Origin of the sequence: Kibdelosporangium persicum (assembly GCF_013280595.1) — a bacterium.
GTDB lineage: Bacteria > Actinomycetota > Actinomycetes > Mycobacteriales > Pseudonocardiaceae > Kibdelosporangium > Kibdelosporangium persicum.
In genome coordinates this window covers 29153-54920 of the sequence record NZ_JAAATY010000050.1, presented here as the reverse complement: position 1 = coordinate 54920, position 25768 = coordinate 29153, and the positions used below count along the sequence as shown (strand labels likewise).

General features: G+C 64.2%; 23 protein-coding genes and 3 pseudogenes. 3 read left to right on the top strand and 23 right to left on the bottom strand.

Annotated elements, in window-relative coordinates:
- The 8 genes and pseudogenes from GC106_RS44555 to GC106_RS47275 all read right to left on the bottom strand — a co-directional run.
- Window positions 1-397, bottom strand: a 397-nt coding sequence (locus GC106_RS44555; RefSeq protein WP_246368228.1) for an amidase family protein, incomplete at its 3' end; no start/stop codon positions are given.
- A gap of 48 nt (window positions 398-445) precedes the next feature.
- Window positions 446-646, bottom strand: a pseudogene (locus GC106_RS44550) (ABC transporter permease subunit); the annotation flags it as partial.
- A gap of 79 nt (window positions 647-725) precedes the next feature.
- Complete coding sequence (locus GC106_RS49905) at window positions 726-1211, bottom strand: molybdopterin cofactor-binding domain-containing protein (protein ID WP_246368244.1); 486 nt, start codon at window positions 1209-1211, stop codon at window positions 726-728.
- Between the two features lie 66 nt (window positions 1212-1277).
- Window positions 1278-2969 (bottom strand): annotated as a pseudogene (locus tag GC106_RS49120) (xanthine dehydrogenase family protein molybdopterin-binding subunit); the annotation flags it as partial.
- Window positions 2902-3984, bottom strand: a complete 1083-nt coding sequence (locus tag GC106_RS49115) for an FAD binding domain-containing protein (protein ID WP_173142250.1) — start codon at window positions 3982-3984, stop codon at window positions 2902-2904. The pseudogene GC106_RS49120 and the gene GC106_RS49115, both read right to left, overlap by 68 nt.
- Window positions 3981-4568 carry a (2Fe-2S)-binding protein gene (locus GC106_RS44535; RefSeq protein ID WP_246368227.1) on the bottom strand — a complete coding sequence of 196 codons (588 nt, stop codon included), beginning with the start codon at window positions 4566-4568 and terminating at the stop codon, window positions 3981-3983. The genes GC106_RS49115 and GC106_RS44535 overlap by 4 nt, the downstream gene beginning before the upstream one ends.
- An 86-nt stretch (window positions 4569-4654) precedes the next feature.
- A complete protein-coding gene (locus GC106_RS47280; RefSeq protein ID WP_217281740.1) occupies window positions 4655-4801 on the bottom strand; it encodes a hypothetical protein in 147 nt (48 codons plus the stop codon).
- Window positions 4802-4815: 14 nt separating this feature from the next.
- Window positions 4816-5262, bottom strand: coding sequence for an SDR family NAD(P)-dependent oxidoreductase (locus tag GC106_RS47275; protein ID WP_217281739.1), 447 nt, complete (start codon window positions 5260-5262; stop codon window positions 4816-4818).
- A 145-nt stretch (window positions 5263-5407) separates the two neighbouring features.
- On the opposite strand from GC106_RS47275, the gene GC106_RS44520 reads away from it, so the two are divergent.
- Entirely contained in the window at window positions 5408-5638 is a 231-nt protein-coding gene (locus GC106_RS44520) for a TetR/AcrR family transcriptional regulator (protein WP_246368225.1), read from the top strand.
- A gap of 133 nt (window positions 5639-5771) precedes the next feature.
- Here GC106_RS44520 and GC106_RS44515 read toward each other — a convergent pair whose 3' ends face one another.
- From GC106_RS44515 to GC106_RS44490, 6 genes and pseudogenes are all read right to left on the bottom strand, one after another.
- Window positions 5772-6374, bottom strand: a complete 603-nt coding sequence (locus tag GC106_RS44515) for an SDR family NAD(P)-dependent oxidoreductase (protein WP_173142255.1) — start codon at window positions 6372-6374, stop codon at window positions 5772-5774.
- Window positions 6375-6921: 547 nt separating this feature from the next.
- Window positions 6922-7062: pseudogene (locus GC106_RS49900) on the bottom strand (NADP-dependent oxidoreductase); the annotation flags it as partial.
- A gap of 54 nt (window positions 7063-7116) precedes the next feature.
- Entirely contained in the window at window positions 7117-7554 is a 438-nt protein-coding gene (locus tag GC106_RS44505) for a VOC family protein (protein ID WP_173142249.1), read from the bottom strand.
- A gap of 94 nt (window positions 7555-7648) precedes the next feature.
- Complete coding sequence (locus tag GC106_RS44500) at window positions 7649-8875, bottom strand: FAD-dependent monooxygenase (protein ID WP_173142248.1); 1227 nt, start codon at window positions 8873-8875, stop codon at window positions 7649-7651.
- Window positions 8876-9211: 336 nt separating this feature from the next.
- Window positions 9212-10138 (bottom strand): aldo/keto reductase, encoded by a 927-nt coding sequence (locus GC106_RS44495; protein WP_173142247.1) that lies wholly within the window; start codon window positions 10136-10138, stop codon window positions 9212-9214.
- 137 nt (window positions 10139-10275) lie between these two features.
- On the bottom strand, window positions 10276-10806 hold the full coding sequence (locus GC106_RS44490; RefSeq protein WP_173142246.1) for a hypothetical protein: 531 nt from the start codon (window positions 10804-10806) through the stop codon (window positions 10276-10278).
- 58 nt (window positions 10807-10864) lie between these two features.
- Here GC106_RS44490 and GC106_RS44485 point away from each other — a divergent pair, with 58 nt between their 5' ends.
- Together GC106_RS44485 and GC106_RS44480 are read left to right on the top strand one after the other, a co-directional pair.
- Complete coding sequence (locus GC106_RS44485; protein ID WP_173142245.1) at window positions 10865-11305, top strand: MarR family winged helix-turn-helix transcriptional regulator; 441 nt, start codon at window positions 10865-10867, stop codon at window positions 11303-11305.
- An 806-nt stretch (window positions 11306-12111) separates the two neighbouring features.
- On the top strand, window positions 12112-12804 hold the full coding sequence (locus tag GC106_RS44480) for a DUF2637 domain-containing protein (RefSeq protein WP_173142244.1): 693 nt from the start codon (window positions 12112-12114) through the stop codon (window positions 12802-12804).
- A 201-nt stretch (window positions 12805-13005) separates the two neighbouring features.
- Here the strand turns inward: GC106_RS44480 and GC106_RS49620 are convergent, their stop codons facing one another.
- From GC106_RS49620 to GC106_RS44430, 9 genes are all read right to left on the bottom strand, one after another.
- On the bottom strand, window positions 13006-14490 hold the full coding sequence (locus GC106_RS49620; protein WP_173142243.1) for an ATP-dependent nuclease: 1485 nt from the start codon (window positions 14488-14490) through the stop codon (window positions 13006-13008).
- Window positions 14487-15677 (bottom strand): DUF262 domain-containing protein, encoded by a 1191-nt coding sequence (locus GC106_RS44470; protein WP_173142242.1) that lies wholly within the window; start codon window positions 15675-15677, stop codon window positions 14487-14489. The genes GC106_RS49620 and GC106_RS44470 overlap by 4 nt, the downstream gene beginning before the upstream one ends.
- Window positions 15678-15732: 55 nt before the next feature.
- The gene (locus GC106_RS44465) at window positions 15733-18651 is read right to left on the bottom strand and encodes a type I restriction endonuclease subunit R (RefSeq protein ID WP_173142241.1); all 2919 of its coding nucleotides are present in this window, start codon (window positions 18649-18651) and stop codon (window positions 15733-15735) included.
- On the bottom strand, window positions 18648-19625 hold the full coding sequence (locus GC106_RS49895; protein WP_376777832.1) for a restriction endonuclease subunit S: 978 nt from the start codon (window positions 19623-19625) through the stop codon (window positions 18648-18650). Before GC106_RS49895 ends, GC106_RS44465 begins: the two co-directional genes overlap by 4 nt.
- A 167-nt stretch (window positions 19626-19792) precedes the next feature.
- Window positions 19793-21289, bottom strand: a complete 1497-nt coding sequence (locus tag GC106_RS44455; protein WP_173142239.1) for a type I restriction-modification system subunit M — start codon at window positions 21287-21289, stop codon at window positions 19793-19795.
- Window positions 21286-22827 (bottom strand): type I restriction-modification system subunit M, encoded by a 1542-nt coding sequence (locus tag GC106_RS44450; RefSeq protein ID WP_312873400.1) that lies wholly within the window; start codon window positions 22825-22827, stop codon window positions 21286-21288. Before GC106_RS44450 ends, GC106_RS44455 begins: the two co-directional genes overlap by 4 nt.
- Before the next feature lie 1155 nt (window positions 22828-23982).
- On the bottom strand, window positions 23983-24717 hold the full coding sequence (locus GC106_RS44440) for a hypothetical protein (RefSeq protein ID WP_173142237.1): 735 nt from the start codon (window positions 24715-24717) through the stop codon (window positions 23983-23985).
- Between the two features lie 64 nt (window positions 24718-24781).
- Window positions 24782-25072 (bottom strand): hypothetical protein, encoded by a 291-nt coding sequence (locus tag GC106_RS47265; protein ID WP_217281735.1) that lies wholly within the window; start codon window positions 25070-25072, stop codon window positions 24782-24784.
- Between the two features lie 37 nt (window positions 25073-25109).
- Window positions 25110-25625 (bottom strand): hypothetical protein, encoded by a 516-nt coding sequence (locus GC106_RS44430; RefSeq protein ID WP_173142236.1) that lies wholly within the window; start codon window positions 25623-25625, stop codon window positions 25110-25112.
- Between the last annotated feature and the right edge of the window lie 143 nt (window positions 25626-25768).

Here is a 25768-nt window from a genome sequence, read left to right as displayed (position 1 = left end):
ACCGGCCGACGAGGAGGTTGTCGGTCTCGGTCCAGTACGACATCTCCGGCAAGTTGGTCTTCGCCAACGGGATGCCGCCCGCGGCCCGCAGCCGTGCCACGGCGGTGGCGTCGGCCTCCGGCACATGATCGGCGAACAACGACGATCCCCGGGTGGTCCGCACACCCTCGGTGTCGAACGAGTCCTTGATCGTGAACGGCACGCCACCCAGCGGCCCGGTACGCGGGCGAGCGGCAGCGGCGAGAGCCTGCTCACCCAGCACGGTGACGAACGCGTTGACCCGCTCGCCCAGCGCGTCGATACGATCCAGATGCGCCTGCACGACCTCGACCGCGGTAACCTCGCCGACGGCTATCAGGCGCGCGAGCTCTGTCGCGTCGAGCCAGACCAAATCCATGGTGACCATCATCGATGATCGTCATGATGGGAGTCAGCACCCATCGTCGGCCAGCACAATGAAGATCCCTTGCAGCAACGGCAGGTCCTTGGCCTCCAACGCCTCAGCGGTCAACTGCCCCAGGCCCGGCCACGAATACACCGCCTCGACCGTGATCGCACCGGACACCACCATGCCCAGATGCAGGAACACCAGCGTCGTGGTCGGCAGCAACGCGTTGGGCAACGCGTGCCGCCGCCGCACCATGTCCAGCAGGTCAAGCCGCTGGCATTCGACTTTGCCTCAGCCTTGGTGTCCCGGTCCCGGTTGACAGGTGGGCCGACGGCGCTCAGGACACCCGGTGGGGGACCGCGGAGAGTGCCGCGGACATTCGATCCGGGAGGACGGGGAGGTCCCTGACCCGGATTCCCGTGGCGTTGAAGATGGCGTTGGTGATGGCGGCGGTCACTCCGACGATGCCGATCTCTCCGACTCCCTTGCCGTTGACCGGACCGACCTGCAGGTCGGTCTCCTCCAGGAAGAAGGCGTCGATGTCGGGGATGTCGGCGTGTGCCGGTACGTGGTAGGAGGCCAGGTCCTGTGTCACCCAGCCGCCCAGGGTGGTGTCCGGTTCGGCGGCCTCGGTGAGGGCCATGCCCAGGCCCATGATCATCGCACCGACGACCTGCGAGCGTGCGGTCGCGTGGTTGATGATCCGCCCGCCGGCGAACACGCCGAGAAGGCGGTCCACGAAGACCTCCCCCGTGTAACGGCTGACCCGCACCTGCGCGAATTGCGCGCCGTAGCTCTGGCGGGAGTGTCGCGGGGGCCGCATCGCCTCCTCTGTGGTGTCCACCGTGACTCGCAGACCCTCGGGCGGGATCGACTCTCGCGCCATGGCACTCTTCACCTGCAGGGCTGCCTGGTAGATGGCCCATCCCCACGACCCGGTGCCCATGGAGCCTCCTGCGAACGGGGCGAGACCTCGCGATGCCCGTCCCATCTTCAGCTGGACGCTCTCCATCGAAACGCCGAGAGCTTCAGCTGCCAACTGGTGGAGCACGGTGCGTGAGCCGGTCCCGATGTCGGCGGCGCCGATCTCGACTTCGAAGTCGGCGTACGACTTGGCCACGATCGTCGCGGTCGAGGGGAACAGCAGCACGGGGTAGACGGCGGACGCGACACCCATGCCGTAGCACCAGTCGCTGTCGTGACGCGCTCCGGGGCGGGGATCGCGGTCGGACCACCCGAACCGTTCGGCGCCCGCGCGCAGGCAGCGAACAAGCGACCGGCTACTGAACGGGAGGCCGGACTCGGGGTCCACCTCGGGTTCATTGCGGATCCGCAGCTCGATGGGGTCGTGACCGAGCTCGTGGGCCAGCTCGTCCATCGCGGACTCCAGGGCGAAGAGGCCGGGGGCTTCCCCCGGTGCCCTGACCCAGCCCGGTGTCGGGACGTCGAGTTGGACGACTCTGCTGACCGTCAGGCTGTGCCGGGCGTCGTAGAGGATCCGGGACATGCTGACGGTCTGGTCCACGTACGGGAGCAGTCGCGAGCTTTGACCGGTCACCTCGTGAACGATGCTGGTGACGGTGCCGTCCCGCTCGGCTCCCAGCCTGACTCGTTGCGCCGAGCGACTCCGGTGAGTCGTGAGAGTCGACGACTGCGGGCGGTTGAGGGCCACCTTCACTGGCCTGCCGACGAGCCTGGACGCCATCGCGGCCAGCATGGCCGGTGGGCGGCCTTCGAGCCGAAACCACCACCGACGTACTCGGCCACCACCTCGACGTGGTCGGTGGCGAGGCCGAAGAGCGCGGCGAACGTGACGGCGGTCCAGGACGGCCCCTGGTCGGAGCAGTACAGGGTCAGCCGGTCCGCTGTCTCCCACAGGGCGGTGGCGGCGTGCGGTTCCATCGGTTGCGCGAACTGTGCGGAGGTGGTGTAGGTCTGATCAACCTGGACGGGTGCGTCGGCCAGCGCCTGCAGCGGTGTGCCGCGCTCGACGCGGCCGGGGCTGAGATCGTTGGTCATCTCCGGGACGATGCTCCGAGCATCGTCCGGGACCGCGGTCAGCTCAGGCTCCTCCTCGGCGTAGACGACATCGACCAGGGACGCGGCCTCACGTGCCGATTCGAGGGTCTCAGCGATGACGGCGGCCACGATCTGGCCCCGGAAGTGCACCCGGCCGTCCTGCATCAGGAGCAGGTCAGGCAGTGCGCCCGCGTGGGCCATCGCGATCTGCCCCGCGGCGTCGAGCCGCGGCGCGTTCTGTGAGGTGAGCACCTCCAGGACTCTCGGGATCCCGAGTGCGGCTGCCGCCTCCACCGAAACGACGCTGCCCCGCGAGATCGTCGCCTGGACCGGCCACGCGTACACGGTGCCGGGGAGGTCATATTCGACGGCGTAGCGGGCGCGTCCGGAGACCTTTTCGGGTGCGTCGAGGCGCTGCTGTGGTGCTTCCCCGGCCGTGCCCGGCGACGTGGCAGGTCTGCCCACGGCGGGGGTGGGGGTCGCGTGGCTGGCGCTCATCCGGCGGCTCCTTCGGGTCCTTCCGCCGGTGCCGACGGGGTGTGGCGGTGCTCTGCTGGGCCAGGTACGTCGTGGGCTTGGTCGGGGGTGTTCTCGCCGCGGCCGGCCAGGAGGTCCCGGACGGTGGCCAAGCCGACTGCTTTGGCCATCTCGACCTTGAAGGCGTTGCCGGGCAGTGGTGTGGCGGCGGCGAACTCCGCGTCCAGCGCCGCCCGTACGAGCTCGTCGGTGAGCGCGTGTCCCCGGAGGCGCTCTTCGGCCGTGCCTGCACGCCACGGCCTGGGTGCGACACTGCCGAACGCGAGTCGCACGGTGCTCCCGTCAGGTCCCGCGGTGACCGCGGCGGCCACGCTGACGAGGGCGAAGGCGTAGGACTGCCGGTCGCGTACCTTGCGGTAGGCGGACCGGTGCGGTCCCGGGTCAGGTAGGTGGACGGCGGTCACGATCTCCCCGGGTGCCAGGACCGTGTCGCGGTCGGGTCGGTCCCCGGGCAGCCGGTGGAGTTCGCCGACGGGGAGTCTCGTCGTCCGTCCGTCGGTGTGGAGGACCTCGACTTCGGCGTCGTACATGGCCAGGGCGACGGCCATGTCGCCGGGGTGGGTGGCGATGCAGGTTCCGGATCCGCCGATGACGGACAGGTCTCTGTGTGCGCCCGCCAGGGCGGGGCAGCCGGTGCCGGGTTCGCGTTTGTTGCAGGGGCGGGTCACGTCCTGGAAGTACGTGCAGCGAGTTCGTTGCAGCAGGTTGCCACCGACGGTGGCGGCGTTGCGGATCTGGCCCGAGGCGCCGGCCAGTAGGGCTGCGGCGAGCGCTGGGTAGCGACCCCTGATGGCGCGGTGCCCCGCGAGGACGGCGTTGCTGACCCCGGCGCCGATGCGGGTCGTGCCGTCGGGGAGGGTCTCGATCTCACGGGGGAGGGCGTCGGTGACATCGATGAGGTGCGATGCCGCGAGCACGCCGAGCTTCAGCAGGTCGGTGACATTGGTCCCCCCGGCGACGAAGTGGGCGTCGTCACGGTCTGCGAAGAGGTCGACGGCGTGGGGGAGGGTCCGGGCTCGGACGTAGGTGAACGGTTTCACCGTGACTGCTCTCCGGTCTCGGTCTCGGCCTGGGTGGGCGGCGTCGCCGTGTCACCGGTGCGAAGGACTGCCCGGACGGCGTCAACGATGCGCGGGTAGGCGCCGCAGCGGCACAAATTCCCGCTGAGGCGCTCGGCGATCTCGACACGGGAGAGCGTGTCCGGGTCGACGTCATGCGCGAGTCCAGGGGTGACGCGGCTGGGCCATCCCCGTCCTGCCTCGCGGAGGGCCCCCACGGCCGAGCACACCTGACCTGGGGTGCAGTAGCCGCACTGCAGCGCGTCGTGGGCCACGAAGCTGACCTGTAGGGCGCTCAGCTGACCCTGGGGTCCGCACAGACCCTCGATGGTGGTGACTTCCTCGTCGGTCAGGGTGACCGCGAGCCGCAGGCAGCTCAGGGCGCGTTCACCGTCCAGGAGCACCGTGCAGGCCCCGCACTGGCCGTGGTCGCAACCCTTCTTGGTACCGGTCAGCGCGAGCTGTTCACGCAGCAGGTCGAGCAGGGTCGTGCGGTTGTCGACGTCCACCTCGCGCAACTGGCCGTTGATGGCTAGGCGCAGGTGGGTCGTTGTCTCAGAGGGCAAGTGACGCCTCGCTTCGATGTCGATTGTGGGGTGTGGCGAGTGCGAAGAGCAGGGCGACGTTCACGGCTGGGGGAAGGTGACACGCATCAGCCGCTGTCCGCCCAGTCTTCGAGCCGGGTCGGCCGGATAGTGCCGGGGTCGTGGGGCTGGTTGAGGTCAGCGACGATCTCTGCCAGCACCACCTGACGTTCGGCTGGGTCGGTTGCGGGCGTGGCCCGCGCGGCGAGGTCCACACGGACCTCGTTCTTCAGATGCGGCGCGGTCTGCCCGTGCGGCGTCCCCTGGTCGTGATGTCGATGATCCGTTCGCGCGTCCCTGCGGCGGGGTGATCTCGATAGCCCGCAGGATGCGTTCGGGCAGGTGCGACAACGACTCGTCTCGTGGGGAGTCGTTCGATCCGGCAGGGTTTTCGGGTGCTCACACGGGCTCGCTCTGAAGAGCGGGACCGAGCAGAAGACCGCCGTCGATGACGTACTCCTACCCCGTGATGGAACCACGACGTCTCGTCAGTGACGTCGAGTTTCGTGAAGTGAGCACGGTCGCCAAGCTCCTCGGCGAGCGCCGCGCCGCGGTCGGCGTCGATGTCGCCGATCACCACGTTCGCGCCCTCGGCGTGGAACGCGCGGACGTGGCTCGCGCCCTGGCCGCCAGTTCCGCCGGTAACAAGCGCGGTCTGGCTTCTGAAGCGGGTCATGAAGGTCCTTCACTAGGTAGGCAGACCGGACGAGATCGCTGACGACCTCGGGACCCAGTAGTGAGTCGAGTGGCTCACCACTTGGTCTCGAGAATAAGCAGGCGGCTAGTGGCGAGTCAAGCCACTCATCTCGCATCATCGGTTCATGAGCAGTGTTGCGCCCACCTACCACCAGCGCGTTGCCAAGGAGAAGCGCGAACTGATCGTGGCGGCGGCAACCGTGCTGTTCCTCGAACAGGGATATGACCGGACCTCGCTCACGCGAATCGCAGAGCGCTCCGGGGTTTCGAGGGCCACCCTGTTCAAGCAGTTCTCTACCAAGCGGCCTTGTTCGATGCCATCCTCACCGAGGTCTGGTCAGCCGCAGACTCCCTAGTCAGGAAGCGAAATCTTCGCCGAGCTGGAGATGATCCCGGAGATCGGAGACGAGTGGAGCACCACCGGAAGCTTGTCCATATTGGTGATCTCGGTCGCGTGCAGCCATAGAGGCCGCCGGCACCGGGATGAGTTCATCGGGCAGGCTGGGAAGCAGACAGGCGGCCAGGGTCGAAGACACGTGCCATCGTCAGAGCGCTGCGGCGCCGGCTCATGAGTCTGCTGGAGAGCACGGCGAGCCGGTTGAGACGCCCGTCGATGACGGTCGGGCCGGGATTTCGGCGATCGAGGTGGTTCAGGGCGGTTGCGACGACGTCCTCGGGCCTACGCAGCCTCCCGGCGGTCAGCACCTGTGCGTCCGGTCCCATCCCGGTCGTGAATTCGGTAGCGGTGGCACCGGGCGAGACGGCAAACGCGGTGACGCCCGTACCGCGCAGCTCCGTCCACAGTGATTCGGTGAAGCTGAGCACGAATGCTTTCGCGGCGCCGTAGACGGCCATCCGGGGAGAGGGCAGGTAGGCGGAGACACTGGCGAGGTTGATGATGAAGCCATTACCAGCGCTCATCATTCCGGGCAGAAACGCTGCCGTCAGCTGCACCGGTGCCACCACGTCAACGGCAATCTCGGCGGTGAGGTGTCCGCTGTCCGCTTCGGTGAACGGAGCGAACGACCCGAACCCCGCGTTGTTGATCAGGCTTGTGACGTGGACGCCTCGGTCGGCGACTGTCTGCCGGATCTCACCGTTGCATCACGAGGTGGACCGATGGTCACGAGTTGCCGACGAGAAGGCTCTCGGCGAACCGGACGAACTCCGGGACGAGAGGGTTGGTGTCTGCGGCGCGGGTGGCGACGACCACTTGGCAGGGCTCAATCCCGTGGAGGGGAACGGTGACCAGCTCGGGGCGCAGGGTGAAGCGCCGGTCGTGAGCCGGGATGACGGCGACGGCAGTGCCCTCGACGATGGCTTCGAGTTTGTCGTCGTAGGTCTCGGCGACGATGGGGCCGAGCGGGGCGGGATCGTTGTCCGGCCGGGGTTCGAGCCGCCAGAAGCTGGTCCAGTCGGCGCCCATGCCTGTACAGCCGACGAGTGGTTCAGCGGAGATGTCGGTGGCACCTGAGCCCCTCGAACGCCACGTACGACGAGCGAGCACCTCCAGCTGCCCGCCGGAGATGACCGCCTGCCCCCGGTTCGCGGCGACGACGACGATCGGCGCGGCCTCGGTGCCGTGCCGATCCCTCAGCCTGCCGATCCCGTACTCGCCGTCCGCCAACACGATCCGGTCGCCGGCCAGGGCACTGTTGAGGTCGGCGACGGTCACGACCCGCTCGGCGCTTCCCGCGATGTCCACGAGATCCGGTAGCGATCCGGACCCGGCACAGTCGAGCACCGCGTCCACCCCGGCCGGGGCCAGGGCCATCACCCGACACACCGTCCACCCAGCTCACAGCTCAAGTGGGAGCGGTGGCCGACCGTTGCTTCAGTCGAGTTTCTCGGCGAGGCTGACGGTGATGCCCTCGGGCCCGCGGACGTAGCAGAGCCGGTAGACGTCCTCGTACCGCACCAGCTCGCCGACGAGCTCGGCGCCGTGGGTTCGCAGGCGGGCGAGGACGTCCTCGATGTCGTCGACCGCGAACATGATCCGACCAAACCCCAGGGTGTTCACCGCCGCCCCCGACGCGGTGCCGGTGGCCGCCGGCGAGTGGAACTTCGTCAGCTCCACGCGGCCGTGGCCATCCGGTGTCCGCACGACGGCGGTGTCCGCTCGGACGCCGTCCAGCCCGAGGAGACGGTCCACGGACTGGCCCTCGACCGTTGCCCTGCCCTCCAGCTCCAAACCCAGTTCGACGAAGAACGCGACAGCGCCGTCGAGGTCGTCGACGACGATGAGGACGTTGTCCATCCGCTGGACCGCCATGGTGGGACTCCTTCGTTCGGTACGGCCACAGTGGCCGCGACTGCCCCTGGGACGGAGCCGTCGAGCTGTTCTCTCGGATTCCTGGCGCAGGACACTAGGCGGCCGCAACGGGGTCGTGCGCGATGTCGAAGTCCCTGTCTCGGAAGCTTTTGCTGTTGGCCCGCAGGGACCGCAACGCACCGCCGAGCAGGGGAAGGCGGAAGCCGCGGGCGACGATCGGTCGGAGGGCGATTCGCCGTTGGCTGTCGGGCGTGAAGAAGAACCGCTCGTTCACGCCGATCTGCTGATAGTTGGTGAGGTGAGGACGTAGCTGAGCTTCCCAGGACCTGAGTGCGACGGGGATGTCACCGGGATGGCGCTGCAGCATGGTGCCGAGCAGGTCGGCTCCGGCGAGTCCGGCGGAGACGCCCATGCCGGCGTAGAGGCTGACGCACCAGGCCGAGTCGCCGACGAGGACCACCCGGCCGCGGGACCAGGAGTCCATCCGCGTCTGTTCCACGGTGTCGTACAGGAAGCTGTCGGTGTTGTCGAGGGCGTCCAGTGCTGGTCCGAGAAGGGGGCCGGCCGGTCCCGGGCCGAACGCGGCGCGGACCCGGTCGGCGGGACGTCCGGTGAATTGGTTGTCGACATCGTCGGTGCGATAGGAGAAGAGCAGGCTCTGCGGCCGGTCGTTGAAGGCGAACAGCCACATCGAGCGGCCCGGTTCGAAGAGGCAGATTCCGTCGCGCGGGGAGATTCCGTCGAGCGGGTCCGGCAGGGCGAAGGCGGCGATCATGTAGCCGAGCCGGTGGAGGTGCTTCTCGTGGGGGCCGAAGACGAGCTGCCGGACGGTGGAGCGCAGGCCGTCGGCGCCCACGACGAGGTCGAACCGTTCCGTGGTGAGCGTGCCGTTGTGGTTGAGGGTGACGTCCACACCGGACTCGTCCTGCACGATCCTGGTGGGCTGCGTGGAGAAACGGATCTCGACGTCACGGGGAAGTGTCTCGAACGCGGCGGCCTCGACGTCGCCGCGCAGCATCAGGCGCCGCTCGCCTGGGAGGTCTCCGAATCCCATGCCGGGCTTGCGGTCGCCGGTTCGGTTGGCGATGTAGGTCCTTCCGTTGGGCACGGACCGGTCGGGGACGGCGTGGTCGAAGCCGAGCCGTCGCGCGGCTGCCCGGCCGGCGCCGAAGAGGATGACGAAGTAACCGCCTGATCGGCGGCCCGGTGCCCTTTCTACGATCACCGGTTCCCAGCCGATCTGGCGCAGGCGGATCGCGGTGGCGAGACCGCTGATGCCGAGGCCGACGACCAGGCAACGCTTGCGGGTGTTGGCGGACATGGGCTCTCTCCTGGATGTGTGGGGAGTAGTGGGCCGGTTCCTCACGGGAGGCAGACGATGCGCTCGTCCGTCCCTCGCTCCACGTGTCAGTGACCTGGGTGAGGTGCACTGGACGTGCACACACGTCGATCTCCGGTGTGCACCCCCACGGCGAGTTCTGGCAGCGCAAACCAAGTTGCGAGAACGTCCTCGGTCCATCTCGCGCTGACTGTCAGAGGAGTCCGGATGCTGGCACGACGGGCCGCAGAGCTGATCTGCACGAGGGGATGACGGGCCATGGGTAGCTGCTCGCGGCACGGAATCGGCTTTTCTGGCCGCGCGAGCGGCTGGGTTGGGTCAGCCGCGGGAAGTGACGGCCGGGCGTGTGGGGATCGTGTCGAGTGCGGCGAGGGTCTCGTCGTCGAGGGTTACCGCGCCTGCTTCCAGGTTCGCCTCGAGATGGCTGATGGTGGCGGTACCTGGAATGAGGAGTGTCTGGGAGTTGTGGTGCAGCAGCCAGGCCAGGCCGATCTGAGCTGGTGTACACCCCAGGCGCTCAGCGGCGGCGAGGACAGCCGGTTCGTCGGTCACCTTCGCCATTCCGGGGATCGCACCGCCGAGGGGAAAGTAGGGCACCCAAGCGATCTGCTCGCTGGCACAGAACTCGAGCAGATCCTCGTCGTCGCGGGCCACCAGGCTGTAAGGGTTTTGCACGCAGGCGATGCCCGCCGGCAGGGCATGGCGCACCACGTCGATGGAGACACTGCTCAGTCCGATGGCGCCGATTTTGCCCGCGTCGCGGAGTGCGGTCAGTTCCGCGAGCTGGTCGTCGAGGTCGACCTGCTGGTCGTCCGGGAAGGGAATCGTCACCCCGGCGTCCATGCGGCGAAGGTTGACCACCGGGATCTTCTCCACCCCCAACGAGATGAGTTCCTTTTCGATGCTGGCCCTCAGTTCTTCGGGACGCTGAGCCACGCGCATCGGGAATGGCCCGCCTGGGTCGGAGACGGCACCGACCTTGGTGACGATCTGTACGTCGTCCTGTGGGCGCAGTGCGTCGCGGATGAGCCCGTTGACGAAACCGTCGCCGTAGAAGTGTGCGGTGTCCACGTGATCAACGCCGAGGTCGAACGCGTGACGCAGCAGTGCGATGGCATCGGCGCGGTGGTCGTGCAGGCGTTCCAGTTGCATAGCGCCATACCCGATGCGGGACACCGTCCGGCCAGCCAGGTTGCCGATGCCTCCGGGACGCCGAGCGGAGGCGGGTGTGGTGGTTTGAGTCATCATGACTTCCTGTTCTCGTGGGACTGAACATGAACGGAGGGTGTTGGTTCACAACCGTTGGAACCCGGCAGGTTCCAGCTTGCTGAGCGGTGTCCTGCTTGGAAGTGCCGAGACCGATCGCGGCAACTGGAGGCGCGTCACGCGAGAGCTGTGCCCGTCGGCTCAGCCGATCGCTCCTCGGCCGGTCGGTGGAAGATCGCCAGCAAAGCGAACCAGATCAGGATCAAGATGCTGGCTGGACGCAGGAACGGCTCTGCGAGCACATTCCCGACGAAGGAGTAGCCACCAAGCCAGAGACCTGTGATCACACCAACCACGGTGACCGGCCAGGCCTTGCTCACCAGCGAGCTCGACACGATCCAGACTCCGGCGAGGACGTGTCCGCCGAGCCGGATCGCCCAGCCGATGTCGTGCGGAATGTCATTGATCATCAGAATTCCGGTGAGCACGTCCAGCGCCACCCAGCCGTAGCCGGCTGCCTTGGCCCACGGCGCCGCATCGAGGCGCGAGACGAGGAAGAGGATGGAAAGGTGGAAGAAGACTCCCAGGTACTCCCCCCAGGACACATGTGCATCCACGAAGAAGACGACCACGGCCGGTGAGAACAGCACGAGAGGAAGAAGTGCAAGCAGGCGCAGGCTGACATAGTGCCGTTGACTGTTGAGCATGAGGAAGTCCTTACGGGCGGCTGGCTTGTTAACCGAACGCTAGAGAGGTTGTGTTGATATGTCAACAGCGGGGCCTGGGGAGGCAACCGAGCTGTGGCTGTTGTGGAAGCGCGCGTACGAGACGGTTCGCGCCGCGGTCATCGCCGACATGACGACGACGTCCGGTCTCTCCGAGGCGGAGCTGAGTGTCTTGGTGTGTCTGCACGAAGCTGGGGGTGTCTTGCGGCAGAACGCCATCGCCGCAGCCCTGTCCTGGGACCGGACGCGCCTTTCGCACCTGCTGACCAGGATGGAGACACGTGCCTACGTCGTGCGAAGCAAAGTTGAGAACGGGGTGGAGGTAAGCCTGCGACCGGAAGGCCGAAGCACGATTGACGCATCGGCGCCCAACCTGGCCGACTCGACTCGGCGTCATCTCCTTGATCGGCTCGGCCCTGACGACGCGAAAGCCCTCAAAGACATCGCCGAGCGTTTGCTGACGCGTGATGACAGCCGCTGAGACCCAGTCGACCCGAGGAAGGACCTTCGTCACCGTTGTGCCCTCGCAGGTCACCGCCATCGCCACGAATTTCAGTCGATTGGCTGCCTGACCGTCGCGCACCTTCGCGTGGTCGCGCCGATGAAGACCACCGGATGGACGATGTCCAGCGGCCCGCTCAGGACAAGAAGACGATCACACTGGCAGACCTCGATCCGGAAGGTCGACGCGAAGTCCGTAGGCGCCCCGTTCGACCCGTACGCGATCGGGTGGGGGCGGTGCTCCAGGAGTTCGCCGAGTGCGGAATTCGCGTCGCCACTCAGACCCCGGACCCAACACGAAGCATCCGCAGACCAAACGGTCCTACCTCTTGCAACCGCGACACCAACACCGCCACCTGCCGGGTCACCCTGACCGGCCCTACCATCACCGCCGCCAGCCGGACCGCCCAGAACGCGGCGGTCATCTCGCTCGACGCTGCACGGCAACGCCGTCAGCAGCGCATTCTTGTGGTGCCCCCGGCGCGGCTCGTACAGCATCTACACGAAACCGCACCCGCCGTGAACTGCTGGTCTCCGCCACTGTTGACATCACTCGGCGTCGCCGTCGTTCGGGCGGTGGTGCGCGGTGAACGCCGAGACGATCATCACCGGGTTGACGCCGTTGCAGGCCGATGGGCTCTGCTGCGTCACGTGCGGCGCTGACTACCTCCTCCGCGTCCGAGTTCCGCATGTGCCTGTCGGCCGGTCGGTGACCGGTTCGCAGGTGTTCGCCTGCGTCGGCTGCTGCCCGGACGAGGTACAGCGCGCGGCAGGAGGTGCGTTGCGGTGAACGCCACGGCAACCCCGGCTCGGCGGGACCGCGCGCTCTGGATTCAGTGTGCCTGCACCGCGCTGGTCGCGCTCGGCGCGGCGTACGCCTTCTACCGGCACGGCCGGGAGTTCGCGCTGCGGTTCGGCGCGGACGAGGCCACGGCGGCGATCTGGCCATTGATCGTTGATGGGCTGTTGACCACGGCCACGGTGGAGCTGTGGAAGACCGGACACGGCAGCCGGGCCGGCGGCCGGTGGGCGGCGTGGTTGTCGTCCGTGTTCGGGATCTGCCTTTCGCTGTGCGCCAACGTGGCGGCGGCTTCGGAGTTGAGCGTGTTTGCCGTGGCGGTCGCGGCGTGCCCGCCGCTGGCGCTGCTGCTGGCGGTCGAACTGCTCAACCGCGCCCTCAAGCGGCACCGTGCGGAGACCACTACCGAGACTGCGATCGAGACCAGCGAGACGGGCGAGACCGGCGACGAGACGGCGTCGGTGGTGCGTCTCGCGGTGGTCTCGGAGGAGTCTCGCTCACCGACTGAGCCGACCGCCGAGCAGCGTATGTGGGCGTACTACGTGACCGAGCGGTCGAAGGGGCGCTCGCCGAGCGGCGCGGAGCTGGACCGGATCGCTGGCACCAATAACTACGGTCGCCGGGTGCTCCGCCGATGGCGTGCGGCGGGCCACGAGACGCTACGGATGACGACTGCCTGAGCACTGGGCGAGCTGATCGCGAAAAGGCACGCGATGGCGTCCCCTATCGAGCATGCCTTAATATAGTGCGCCATCACCCTGTCCGTGTTCGGGGCAGATAACACCAGCCCGAACCCAGTGGTCGGGTATGTAGGGCTCGACGGCAGCAGACAAATGGAAGGTGTGCTGAGGACGGCGATGCTGCTGCTGGTTGACGACGTGTCAACGTTGGCCGTCGTCCTGGGGCGTCGAGTTATCTGGATCGATGTGGTCTTGAAGAAGGAGAGCCCGTATTTGTCCTATTAGAGCCTGTAATTCTTGCTCATATTGAGAGGACTTGGTGAGCCAGCGTGCCGCGCAGCTGATGAGCTCGGAAACGTCAATGCCGATGGCATTGCTGATGATGCGAGGTCGGTCGTGGATATCGGCGCCTTCAGCGGTTTGCAGCGCTTTCGCAAGTGTCTCTTCAGGGACGCCGAGTGTGGACGCGGAATCTGAGAGAAAAGATTTGAGCATGGCCACAACGACGTCCTCGGGACAGGTGGTGCCAGGCAGGAATGCGACGTAATCCGGCTTGCGTTTGTGCTGTTTCCGGTAATCGCCATCCAGTACGCCCAGCACGCGGATGCCTATATCATTATTCCACAGCGCCCTGGCCGTAGTAACAACTGCGCCTTCTCCGCCACCGGTGCTTCCATGCATCCGACCTGATTCCACGATACCCAGATCAAGGTGCAGGGTCGGAAGCAGCCGGGCAAGTATCGCCTTGAGTAGACGATGGGCGAAGTTGTCTTCGACGAGCAGGAGCACATTGGGGCGCAGCTCCAGTCCGATCGCGCGGGTTGCCTGGGATGGGATCGTGGCGTTGGCGACGGTTGCGCCTCCCTGCGGTCCTTGTTCGATTGTGCGCAGCGATGCCAGTGGTAGACGGCGGATGATCTCGATGGAATGAGAAGCGATGACGACGGACAGTTTCTTGTCCACCGCCTGCTGGACGATAACGTCGAGTAGGCGCTGCCTTGCCTGTGGCGACAAGAAATTCTCGGGTTCGTCGAGCAGAAGAATGTCACCGTATCGCGTACTGCGAAGAACTCGTAGCACGATGGATGCGGCGAGTTCGCCGAGGCTCATTTGATGGGGTCCGTATGTGATGCCTCGGTAGGTGAGCTCGTAGTAATGCCATGTGGACGGGCCGGCGGTGTCGGGCGCCTCCCGATCGAGCCCTTGAAAAGATACCTCGTCGTAGTCGCGGTTTAAAATGTATCCGAGTCGATTTGTCCAATCTCCACTCAATGGTGCTTTGTCGGCTGCCTCGCGTTTCTCGTCAAGACCTTGCGTGCGTATTGCCTGGTTGATCGTGTCGAAGCATTCGCGGCCGGTGTCGACGTGGAAGCAGCGTACGGTTGTGTGATTATGCTCAATGATTTCTCCACGCTTGCCGGTTGTGCTGGCACCGTTGAGATCGATGCCACTGGCCTGGACGGACACGTCGCCGGTGCTGTGACCGAGGAGGTGTGCTGCGAGGATTTTCAGGAACTGAGTCTTGCCGACCCCGCTTACACCGCAGAAGACGGTGACACCAGGTGCCATTTGGGCGGTCACTGAGCCCAGATGGGTGTGCCCGTCGATGGTGACGGCGTGGAGAGGGTAGGGCTGATTGCCGCTGTGGAGTTTGTCGTAGCTGTGCCGGATCTGTGTCCGTCTCACTCCCAGCGCCCCCACTCCTTGGCCCGCACAGCCGCAGCCAACGAGGCTTCGAGGTCGACGCCTTCCCTCATACGGTCGTACAGTTCCAGCACTTGCGGGACCGGCGGACTAGCAGGCGTCGGGGCGCCGCCGACGGCCACGAAGAATAGCCAGAGTATGGCGTCGCGAACGCGCGTGGAGTCGCCAGTCATTGCCTCTACGGCTGCTCGCTCGTTGAATATTGAGAGCAGTTCTACGGCCGGTAGGTCGGTGATGAGCGCGTCTCGCGTCGGGGGCCGGGCGTCGAGATCTAGGCCGGCCGCAAGCCGTCGTCGTTGCGGTTCTAGCCATTCCATGAGGTAGCCGGCGTAGTGCTCCACGCCGAGGCCGAACTGTCGTTGTGCACGTACCACCAGCAGCAGCCAGGAGACGAGGCTGGCCTTGCTGAACCGGATAGCGGGCTCATCGATCTCTGGCCTAGTGATGAGGCTACGGAGCGCTGTGGACACGTCCTCGTACACATCGGGTGGCGTGGGATAGCCGTCCTTGAGCCGTCCGGTGAGCGAGGTGGAGTCGCTTCCCGCGGCCTTCACGTCGCGGCGTTCGACGGCGATGATCACTCTGCCGAGCACGTCCTCATACGCCAGCGTAGCGTTGGAAAAGCCGATCCGCTCATGAGTGAGGCCCCAGTCTGCGGCCTTGAGGGTCAGCTCGCGGACTTGTTCGCCGAAGGCGCCCGATTCCAAGACGCTGCGCTGTGTGTATGACAGCTGGTCGGCGTCGTTGAGCCGGAAGAGAGCAGGGCGGACCTCTTCCGGAGCGAGGCCCTGGAACTCGATGACCACGACGGGGTAATCGTCGAATGCGCTTCTCAAGCCAGTCGGTAGCTCCGGATATGTCTTGCCATCGATGTCTCTGAGCAGGTCATCGGTAGGGGTCAGGCGGCCGTCCACGTCGAGCGCGCCGGACACGAACTCCTGCAATGTTCTGAGGCGTTGGCCGCCGTCGACCACGGTGCGTGGTCCTTCCGCGGTCACTAGGGCGTACAACGGGCCGACGGGCCAACCACGCAGTACGGAGTCCAGTAGGAGGCGCTTGCGGTGCTCAGGCCACTCCGGGGCACCTGTCCGGTCTCGCTCCACGCGCAGTCTTCCGTCGGCGAGCTCCGCGAGCAGTTCGCCGACGGTCTGCACGCGGGGCTGTGCCACGCCGCGCAGTGCCCTCGGTGATGCCATGCGGTTCCCTTCATCTCGCCGCTACCGCTCAGTAGTACTGGCGGAGGTAGTCGTACGCCTTGTTGAACAGTTCCTCGTCACGGTGCAGCTTGTACTTCAGCAAGGTCCGCCGTAGAGCCTTCTTGACCTCCCGCTCGCCGCTAATCGTGTGCTGCCATCCTGGGAACCGGATCTTCTGAACGATATCGTCGATGTCTGACACTATTCGTTCGACTGCGGCCGCTGTCCGGCCGTTGCGGGCTTGCTCGAACAGCCTGGTCAGGGCGGAACGACCGCCGGCTTCCCTGGTCTCCGGCGCGAGTTCGCGTTCCAAGGTGACGAGCTGCTGCGCTAGTTCCAACAGCCGTTTGAGGAACATCAGGCTGGTGAGCTGACCGAGCTGGTGTTGCTGGCGGAGTTGTTCGAGGCGATCAGCCAGGGAGACGAACCTCGGGTCGTCACTATGCTGCCGCAGCCGCTGAGTGAGCTGGAAGTCCACCCGTTGTGCGCTGCGTTCGGGCGTCTGTTCCAGGGCTTCCACCATCTCCGCGTCTAGAACGAGCGTTTCGAGGTCGTCCCGAAGCACGTCTACGTGTACGTTGGCGTTGATGATCTCCATAGTCTTCGCGCCGAGCATCCGCCAGAGCAGCCTGCCAGTGTTGCCACCCGGTTGAACGGAGCGGTACACCTGGGTAAGCCATACGTAGTCGTCCCGATATGTGGTCAGCACAGGGTCAGGGGACAATGCTTCCCACAACCTGGCGAGGCGGTTGTAGGCAGCCGCGAAGGCGTCTCGCGTGGCATCGTCGGGTAGGTGTTCCTGGGCTGCGAACAATCCTTCGTGGCCTTCGACGGAGCGGTCAAGCTCAGGTGGGAAGAATCGGAGGCAGGCTGCCATCGCGGCGGGCAACTGGCCGGCCAGGCGGCTGATGTTTGTGACGACCTCCTGCATCGCCGTCTCGTCGAATTCTAGTGCCTTGGCAAGATGATCGAACACACCCAGGTAGTCGACCACCAGCCCGTGGGTCTTGGTTTGTCCGCCATGCTCGTAGGGCCGGTTCGTGCGGCAGACCGCTTGCAGCAGGTTGTGGTCCTTGATCACCTTGTCCAGGTACATCGTCTGCAAAACGGGTGCGTCGAAACCGGTAAGCAGACGGCCGGTGACGATGAGGATCTTCAAGGGGTCGGCTGGGTCGCGGAACCGGTCGAGCAACCGCTCCTCTTCGTCCTTGGTGCGGGCGTATCGGTCATTGAGCCACTTGGGTGTTCCTGAGCCGGTCGAGATGACCACGGCCGAAGCATCCGGGCCGAGCAGTTTGTCCAGCTCGTCCTTGTACAGTGCGCAGGACTCCTTGTCGAACGTGACGACCTGTGCCTTAAAGCCGTTGGGCCCGACCTTCGCCTTGAAGTGTGCGGCGATGTCGGCGCATACCTTCGCGATCCGCTCGGATGCTTTGATCAGCGTCTCCATCCGCCCCGCCCGCCGGGTGAGGGACTCGCGGTCTTCCTCGGACAAGCCATCTGTCAGCCGGTCGAACTCGGCCTCGATCACATCGCGGTCGATGTGGAACTCGGCGGGCCTTGGCTCGAAGTGCAGCGGCAGTGTGGTGCCGTCTCGAAGGGAGTCGGCCTGGGTGTACCGGGACAGGTAGCGCCCTGGATCTTCATCAGCGCCAAAGGTCCGGAAGGTGTTGCGCTCCCGGGCGTTGATCGGAGTTCCGGTCAGACCGAACAGGAATGCGCCCGGGAGGGCATCGCGCATCCGCTGGCCCAAGTCGCCCTCTTGTGAACGGTGTGCCTCGTCCACCAAGCAGATGATGTCCGGACGCGCGGACACCACCTCGCGGGCTTCCCGAAACTTCTGGATGGTCGTGATAATGATCTTTCGTTGCTCGGTCCTGAGCAACTCAATCAACTGATCGCCCGAATCTGTGGACACCAGGTTCGGCACGTCCGCGGCGTTGAACGTCGCAGTGATCTGGGTGTCGAGGTCGACGCGATCGACCACGATCAGCACGGTTGGTGAACCGAGCCGAGGGTGTGTGCGCAGCTTCTGCGCGGCGAAGACCATGAGCAGAGACTTGCCGGAGCCCTGGAAATGCCACACCAGGCCCTTGCGGATAACGCCGTCCAGCACCCGGTCGACGATGCGGTTAACGGCCTCGTACTGCTGGTACCGACAAATAACCTTGATCTTGCGGTGGCTACGATCGGTGGCGTAGACAGTGAAGTCTTGAAGGATGTCCAACACCGTCCTCGGTGTGAGGAGACCCCGCACACCCTGCTCGACCAGGCGCAGCCCCTCGGGCTCCGAGCGTTCGCCGTCCCGCCACATGCCCCACAGGTTCAGTGGCATCCGTACCGAGCCGAAGTGCAGCTCTCGGCCGTCCGTGGCGAAAGAGAACACATTAGGGACGAAGAACGCGGGCGCGTCCTCCTCGTAGCCCTGGATTTGGAACGCTCCATCGGCCCAGGTCACGGCGGGGCGTGTCGGGGTCTTGGTCTCGCCGACCACGACGGGGATGCCGTTAATCCACAGCACCAGGTCGAACCGTCGCTCGATCCGGCCGTGGCGGAAGGTCACCTCCGTGGACATGGTGTAGGTGTTGCGCGAGAGGTTCCGGAAGTCGATCAAGCGTACCGGGACATGTTGGTGTTCGCGGCCGTAGGGAAGCGACTTCTCGCCTAACAGCCACTCGCGGAACTCCTCGTTGGCGCGAACGAGACCGGAGCTGCGCGCGGACAAGGTGATGCCGCGAAGCCGGTATAGCACCTCATCGGCGCGACTCGGTTCCTCGGCGATCTCCGGGTTCAGTCGTAGCAGTGCGTTCCGAACGTCGTTGTCCACCAACACGTCCAGCTCGGATCGCTCGAGGCCCGGGCCACGCACTGCCAGCCACACATCGCCATTACCCGAAAGGAGCTCCAGCACGAAGCTCTGCACGCTATTAGCTTCGTTGAAGGTCATAGCATTATCCCTATGTGGGCATTGCGCATGCTGACGGTTCGATCGATCTGGCTACGGAGCGAAGCCTCGGTGGAGTCAAATTCGTTCAGTTGCTCCAGAAATGATAAAGCATCCTTTGGTGTCGGAACGGGAGTGCTCAGTTTGCGCAGTCGAGCCGCCGTCAAATGCGGAATAAGTGAATCTCCAACCAACTTGGCAAATCGTCCAGATTCGGAGCACCAGGAGAAATATTCAACAAGTATATCCGGTGGTAGTGTCTGATTCTTTGGGCGCAATCGGTGAAGAGTATTTTGATAATAGCATTCATCGAGCTGGTCTCGCCAAACAGCGGACCGGCCAACGTCCCGACCTTCACAGGCTAGAACGTCACCGTTTCGCAATCGTAGAACGTCACGATCCGGTCCGCTGAACGATAGTTTCTTAATGTCCGTAAAATCGAATCTTCGCCATCGGACGTTTATATTTCTCAAATACGGCCGCATATCTTGGCCTGGTACCCGGACTTTGGGATCTAGCTTTTTGCCGAGTTGAACCTCGTAGAGTTCATCGAGCGAACAGGTGGGCCCTGACGTCCAGCGAGAAAATATTTCAGACCGCCAAGATTGGCGTACAGATTCGAGCGCTTCGAGTGCTCTGCCATACATCTCGCCTGCAGTTTCCGTTGCCCAGAGAAGTTCAGCAATACGCCGTTGATCACCGAGGGGGGGCAACCTGAATGTATATTTCGCTAGATCGGTCCAATTAGTGCGAGGAGACAATGAACCGGCTGACGTCGCCAAGGCGTGACGCTGGAAGTCTTCGCTGTGCAGCACGAGTGGAAGGAATTCGCTAGTCAAACGGTCAGGAATCGCTTCGAAAACGAGAATGTCGCCTGAGCATACTCCCTCAAAATCTATTGCTGCGGCCTTGCTCTGGTACACGCGCCGTTTCCCGAAGAGTACCTGTCCAGGGCGAAATCGCCGAGTAAACGTCACCCCGTCAGCTGTATCTGCCCAGCGTCGAACACGAAGGGCACCTGAATCAAGGTGCTCTAGGCCGACAGCCCGTGTCAAACCCGCCGAGGTGGGGTCGCCAACGTTATCGTTAACATTGCGGACCACATCACCAAATCGAACGGGTGTCCAGGCAGAACGATCGACGGTCACCGAGCACCACCTCTCAGCATGTTGATCAACCTCTCGGCATCCTGCTGGGTACGGCGAGCCTCTACATCCCAGTCTGCAACGAGTTCTTCAAGAGAATCCCAGCTGCCGATGGGAGTCTCTCGCGGGGTTGAGATGTACAACGGAATTGACAGTGATGCCTCGTTGGCAAGAAATTCCTCTTGCGTCACTACCTTGGCAAAGCCGTCGATATCCGTGAACATCTGGTAAGCGTTCAGGATCGTGTCGATATGTTGAGGGCTGAGATAGGACTGCGATCTCTCTCTAGCGAATTGGTCTACGGCGTTGATGAGAAGAACTTTGCGCTTCTGTCTTGCGCGCTTGCGGGTGCGGCATATGATTACGCACGCTTCCATCGGCGAGTTGTAGAAGAGCCCCGGACCGAGTCCCAACACGCACTCCAGAATGTCCGCCCGGATCAGCTTCTCCCGGAGCTCCTGCTCCTCCTTCCGGAAAAGCACGCCGTGAGGAAAGAGGATGGCACAGCGGCCAGTTTCCGGCTTGAGCGACGCGACTATATGCTGGAAGAACGCATAGTCCGCCCTGCCCTGTGGCGGTACGCCCCAAACCTTGCGTCCCCATTTATCGCTGCCAAAAGCGGTGCGATCCCATTGTTTGATCGAGTATGGCGGATTAGCGAGCACCACGTCAAACGTTCGCAAACGGTCCTGGTGTAGAAACTTCGGATCGGCGAGAGTATCACCGCGTTCGATCGTGAAGTCTTCGATGCCGTGCAGGAATAGATTCATGCGGGCGATCGACGACGTCATCACGTTACGTTCCTGGCCGAACAGTCGGACGTTGCGATGTTCCTTTCCCTGTCGCTTGAGCTCAGCGACCGCTGACACTAGCATGCCGCCTGTACCGCAGGTGGGGTCGTACACGCTCTCGCCCGGCTTGGGTGCGAGCATCTGTACCATGAGGTGAACTAGAGTCCGGTTTGTGTAGAACTCCTGGGCGGTATGGCCGGAGTCGTCCGCGAACTTCTTCACCAGGTATTCGTACGCCTGCCCAAGCTCGTCCTCGGGGACGTTAGCAATCGAGAGTGTCTTGGTAGAAAAATGCTCGATCAGGTTTCGTAGGGTTTCATCGGAGAGTCGATCCTTGTTGGTCCACTGAGCATCGCCAAAGACCCCCGTGAGCTGTTCCGCATTGGCTGACTCTATGCGGTGCATCGCTTTGGTCAAGGCAGCACCGAGATTCTTTGGCGAGCGACGGACGTCATCCCAGTGGGCGCCGGGCGGGATCTGGAATCGGTGATTCTCTGGCCTGGCGGCGAGCTCCTCATCACCGTAGATGTCGAGCGCTGCGGCGCGCTCCTCGTCGTAGACATCGCTGATTCGTTTGAAGAACAGCAGCGGAAAGATGTACTGCTTGTAGTCGCCTGCGTCGATGAGGCCGCGCAGCAAGATAGCAGCGCCCCACAGGTAGGTCTCCAGTTCGGCCTGCGTCAGCCGACACTCGCCACCGCTCATGACAGCAGCCCCCATTCCTTGAGTTGGGTGCGCAAGCGGTCCTCAGCTTGACCGGCATCCGCGAGCGCTGCTTCGAGGTTCGCGGTTGCTTCCGCCACGCTGAGGACGTCGCCATTGCTCACGGGGGCGACGTAGAGGGGGATGTTCAGGTTGTAGTCGTTGCGGGCAAGCTCAGCCTTGTCCGAAACGCGTGATCTGCCTGGAATGTCCGCATAAGCCCGATACCATCCCAGAATGCGGCTGACATGCTCTGCTTCCAACGTGTTCTGTGTGCGTCCCCTGCGGAACTGGTCCGAGGCGTCGATGAACAACACCCGACCGCGCCGGTTTACGGGCTTCCTGTCGCGGATGATCACGATGCAGGCAGCCAGCCCAGTGCCGTAGAACAGGTTCGGTGCAAGACCGATCACCGCCTCGACTTTGTCCGTCTCAAGCACCGCACGTCGGATCGCCCCCTCGGACTTGGTGCGGAACAGAGCTCCCTGGGGCAGCACGACGCCGACCCGTCCCGATCGCGGGGCCATCGAGGTCATCATGTGCTGCACCCAGGCGTAGTCCGCCGACGACCGAGGAGGAACGCCTGCGAACTTCCGGCCAAACGGGTCGTTGGCCCAAAGATCCTCGCCCCACGCCTTGAGAGAGAAGGGCGGATTGGCTATAACGCAGTCGAACTTCGCGATTGTGTCACCTTCAAAGAAGACTGGGCTCCTGAGCGTGTCTCCGCGGACAATCTGAAAGTCTTCGACCCCGTGGATGAAGAGGTTCATCCGGGCGATACCAGCGGTTGTGAGGTTCTTCTCCTGGCCGAAGAGTTTGCCGTACAGCCTCTGCGGGCGGCCACCGTTGTGGAGAACGTGCTGGACGACCTCAATCAGCATTCCGCCGGTCCCGCAAGCTGGATCGTAAACAGTCTCCCCCTCCTTCGGGTCCAGGATCTCGACCAACAGTTTGACCACCGAGCGAGGTGTATAGAACTCGCCGGCCTTCTTGTTCGACAGATCAGCAAATTTCTTGATGAGATACTCGTACGCTTGACCCAGCATGTCCGGCTCAACGGATTCGGTCGTCAGGGGGCGGGACGAGAAATGTTCCAGCAGTGTCCGCAAAACCTCATCGGATATGCGTTCCTTGTTGGCCCACGGGGCATCCCCAAAGATACCGTAGAGCGTGTCAGGGTTTGCCTTCTCGATATCGCGCAACACCGTGACGAGCTTCGCGCCGATGTTTTTCGGCGTACGCTGCACTACTTTCCAATGACAGTGCTCGGGTATCTGGAACCGATGATTCTCTGCGAACCGGGCGTACTGGACATCCCCACCGGACTCATCGAGTGCCTGCCGGAACTCCTCCCAATACACATCACTGATCCGTTTGTAGAACAACAGGGGGAAGATGTAGCTCTTGAAGTCAGCCTGGTCAATCGGCCCGCGTAGGATGTTGGCCGCCGCCCACAAGTGGGACTCAAGCTCACCCAGAGTTGTTTTCTTCGTTACCCTAGGTAGGAGCTCAAGCTGCTCCGCTACCTCATCCTCGGTCACTGACGACAGCTCCATTCAGGTCCACACATTGACGGCTCCAACCGTATCGGGGTGGCTGGACGCTACTGCTCCATCCCTCCTGTCCAGCGTGTCGCCTGGGTACCTTGACCCTGTGTAACAGGTGGAACCGGCGGTCCAGTGCAGAGCGGTTCGCGATTCGTGTCCGGACTGTGAGGCACCGTTGCCGATCGTGTAGCTGGCGCGACTTCGGGTGGGTGGTGCCGCAATTTGGCGGCGTGGCGGAACAGTTGACGGTGGCGGTGGGACGGCGCGCGGCCCGGAGTTCAGTGATCCGTCGTTACAGATGTTGTTGCCCGGTTTGCTGGTGTTGCCGACCTCGCCGATCTTCTGCCCACGGCTGACCTGCGCCTTCAGCGCCGCCGAGCGGACCCGCAGGTGCGCGTAGTACGTCGACCAGCCGCCGCCGTGGTCTGTAGCTGGATGCGGGCTGGACCGGGTTGACCTTCGTGGAGGTGATCTGGAGCCGATCGACTTGAAGCCGACCGCGCTCAGGGGGAGTTCGTCTTGGCCAATCGCGAAGCGCTGCTGGTCAAGGCGAGTACCGCCGTTTGACCCCGGTTGGTCAGTTTTTGCGCCGGTCGATCTGAGGTGCTCGCATGATCTAGAATTCCTGGCGCTGAACGTCCCACGTCGCCGCCGCGCCAGGGCCGTTGACGTGATGACGGACGGACAATCGCGGCGTGCCCGCCGCCGGCTCTGCTGCTGGCGGTCGAACTGCTCAACCGAGCGCTCAAGCGCCACCGCGCCGAGACCGCGAGAGAGATCAGCGCCGAGACCGACGAGGCAAGCGAGACCTCCCGAGACGGCGCCGGTGGTGCGTCTCGCAGTGGTCTCGGACGAGTCTCACCCGCTGGCCGCGCCGCGGGTGTGGGTGTACTACGTGACCGAGCGGTCCAAGGGCCGCACGCCGACCGCCGCAGAGCCGGATCCGGGTCGCTGTGACCCAACAACTACGGCCGCCAAGTGGTGCGGCGGCGGCCGCCGGGGGCATTCCGCCCGTCGGGTCGAGCGGCGCAATCCGATTGATCGCCCGGCGGGGCTGAAACCGGCTTATGCCTCCTCCGACGACGTAGTTGTATGAGTGCGGCCGCCCGCACTTCGGGGTATTGAGCGGCGAACGTGCTCTCGCTCGAATTACTTATTGAGCGACCAGTCCGCGTCGCCGTCTTTGACGCTGGCGTCGTTGTAGCTGCCGGTGGTCGCGTCCGGCCAGTGGCCGCCGGGGAAGGTGCTGTTGTCGATCGCCTCACCATGCAGGCTGATCATCTGCTGTGCCTGGGTGCCCAGCGCCGCAGTCAGTGCGCCGATCGCGGCCCAGATCAGTCCACTATTGACTCCGGCTTCCTCGACGACGATCGCCGCACCTGCCCACGAGAACACCGCCGAGCCGAACGCCGCTATCGCGGCGACCATTGCGGCGATGAACTTGACCAGGATTACCGCGATCGCTACGTAGAAGGTCAGCCCGACACCCGCGCAGATCTGCATTGCGGTCGCCGTCTTGTCCGAAATCGTGGCGATCTTGTTCGCGGCGTCGCCTTGCGGCTTGATGACTCCCTTGTAGGCAGTGGCCGCCGGGCCGGTCCAACTGTTGGCCGCCGGCATCGCTTCCGGCTTCAGCTGACCGGTCACGCCGTTGGCGATGCCGCGAATGTCCTGCCAGTCAAAGGCGTACTTGAAGAAGTAGACGGGTGCGGCGATGCCTTGCATCACTTCTTTGATCTTGTTCCAGATCCAGTTCGCCAGCTCGCAGATCTTCTCGGCACACCACTTGATCGCGTCCTTGATGAAACCCGGGATGTACCAGTGGTCCATCGCCGCGTTCGCGGCCGGCGGCACCTCGCCGATCTTTTTGGACACGTTGTCCATGCCCTGGTGAGCTTGTTGATCGTCTCGTTGAACTGCGCCTCGCTGAAACCCATGGTCGTTCCCCCTAGTAGATGTTCTTCAGCTTGTGCACGTTCGCGGCCTCTTCCTGCTCGTAGGTGTCCGCGACCGACCGGAGTGTGTTGGCTACCTCGGTCATCTGCTTCTTTCCTTCGTTCGTTCGGGCGATGACCTGGTCGATCACCTGGCCGTAGGTGTCGAAAATGACTTGGAAGAGGCCGGCCTCGATGCGGTTGAGGCGCAGCCCTTCGGCCTTGGTCGGGATGGTGCCTGTCTCGTCGGCTTCGTGGTCCCACACGCCGGCTTCTTTCCGAAGTGCTTCGGTTGCGACCTTCACCTGTTCTGCGGTAGGGGGTGCCATAGCTGGATGCCTTTCAGTCGGCGAGCCGGCGAGGATCGTTGAGCAATGCCATCGCCTCGGCGAACAGGCGGTCCACGCCGCTCATCGGCTGCAGCTTCTGCGATTCCCGCGACAGGTCCTCCTTGGCCGCGGTGAGCGCCTGACTCAGCGCGTTCATCAACTGTGCCGCTGTTTGCCTGACGGCCCAGTGTTCGTCCACAGTGCACGATGTCAGTCCGGATGAGGACAAGCCGATTGTGAGCTTGCCAGTCCGGTCGGTGCCGTTCGCTGCATCGGACTTCGGCACCGCAGTCAACGCGTCCACGGCGTCGAACGCCTTGAACACGTCTTCGACGATGTCGCCGATCGGGTGGGGGTTCACCTCCTCGACAGGCTTGCGGAACGCCGCCGGTATCCGCCCCTCGGTCGCCGTGCTCGGGCCTTTGGCCTGGTCGACGCGATCCCGCCAGCCGTCCTCGGCGAGCGAGCGGGTCCATGCCTCCATCCGGTCGTGATCAAGACCTTGCAGGCTGGTGGTTGATGTGTTCATGTCGGGCGAGGACATTTACCGCAACTTCACTGAGGCGCGAGGCGGTGAGGGTCTGGCGGGCGCTGCGGAGATGGTTAAGCAACTCGTCGGCGAATACGAGCAGCAAGCTGACGAGATTATTGATCTGACTGGGGAGATGGAGT

What these genes read in the sequence shown, in the direction of transcription:
- GC106_RS44495 (WP_173142247.1), bottom strand. Translation starts at nt 10,138, where the DNA reads ATGACTCAAACCACCACACCCGCCTCCGCTCGGCGTCCCGGAGGCATC.
- GC106_RS44485 (WP_173142245.1), top strand. Translation starts at nt 10,865, where the DNA reads ATGTCAACAGCGGGGCCTGGGGAGGCAACCGAGCTGTGGCTGTTGTGG.
- GC106_RS47275 (WP_217281739.1), bottom strand. Translation starts at nt 5,262, where the DNA reads ATGACCCGCTTCAGAAGCCAGACCGCGCTTGTTACCGGCGGAACTGGC.
- GC106_RS44430 (WP_173142236.1), bottom strand. Translation starts at nt 25,625, where the DNA reads ATGAACACATCAACCACCAGCCTGCAAGGTCTTGATCACGACCGGATG.
- GC106_RS44455 (WP_173142239.1), bottom strand. Translation starts at nt 21,289, where the DNA reads ATGAGCGGTGGCGAGTGTCGGCTGACGCAGGCCGAACTGGAGACCTAC.
- GC106_RS44490 (WP_173142246.1), bottom strand. Translation starts at nt 10,806, where the DNA reads ATGCTCAACAGTCAACGGCACTATGTCAGCCTGCGCCTGCTTGCACTT.
- GC106_RS44500 (WP_173142248.1), bottom strand. Translation starts at nt 8,875, where the DNA reads ATGTCCGCCAACACCCGCAAGCGTTGCCTGGTCGTCGGCCTCGGCATC.
- GC106_RS44520 (WP_246368225.1), top strand. Translation starts at nt 5,408, where the DNA reads ATGAGCAGTGTTGCGCCCACCTACCACCAGCGCGTTGCCAAGGAGAAG.
- GC106_RS49905 (WP_246368244.1), bottom strand. Translation starts at nt 1,211, where the DNA reads ATGCGGCCCCCGCGACACTCCCGCCAGAGCTACGGCGCGCAATTCGCG.
- GC106_RS44440 (WP_173142237.1), bottom strand. Translation starts at nt 24,717, where the DNA reads ATGGACAACGTGTCCAAAAAGATCGGCGAGGTGCCGCCGGCCGCGAAC.
- GC106_RS44465 (WP_173142241.1), bottom strand. Translation starts at nt 18,651, where the DNA reads ATGACCTTCAACGAAGCTAATAGCGTGCAGAGCTTCGTGCTGGAGCTC.
- GC106_RS44505 (WP_173142249.1), bottom strand. Translation starts at nt 7,554, where the DNA reads ATGGCGGTCCAGCGGATGGACAACGTCCTCATCGTCGTCGACGACCTC.